This window comes from Vibrio sp. 1288 (assembly GCF_033344475.1).
This window is the reverse complement of the sequence record NZ_JAWPOX010000795.1, coordinates 1-600: the sequence shown is the minus strand read 5'-3', so window position 1 is coordinate 600 and position 600 is coordinate 1. Positions and strand designations below refer to the sequence as shown.

Genomic DNA, 600 nt, shown 5'->3' with positions numbered 1-600 from the left:
TACCTCTTCCCCAGTGTAGGAAACAAGCACATGGATTTAAAAACTCTTCCTCCTCTAACTGTTCTTTCAGACAACGTAACTGTTGTCGAAATCGATAACGTAAAGATCGTTCGTATTATTCATGACAAAGCGACAGCAGGTATTGCTTTACACGGCGGTCATGTAGTCTCGTACGCACCACAAGGTCAAGAAGACTTGATCTGGATGAGCGAAAAAGCCATTTTTGATGGCAAAGCAGCATTACGTGGTGGCATTCCTGTTTGTTGGCCTTGGTTTGGCCGTATTGCTGCACCAGCTCATGGCTTTGCGCGTACATCCGAATGGGAATTAGTTGAGCACCGTGAAAATGAAAATGGTGTCATCGTCGAGTTGGCACTGTTCCCAACCGAAGAAACACATCAAATTTGGCCACACATGTTTGATGCGCGTCTTCTTGTCGAAGTGGGTGACGAACTCAAAGTAACGCTGAAAGTTCTTAATATCGATGATGAAGCTTGGACGTTCTCAGGCGCATTACATACTTACCTAAACGTGGGCGATATCAAACAAGCGCAAACAACAGGTATGGGCAACGAGTACATCGACAGCTTGAAAAATAGC

Annotated in this window: 1 pseudogene; it reads left to right on the top strand. The window is 45.0% G+C overall.

The features are described 5' to 3' along the window. Positions 1-30: 30 nt before the first annotated feature. A pseudogene (locus R8O11_RS29420) lies at positions 31-600 on the top strand (D-hexose-6-phosphate mutarotase); the annotation flags it as partial.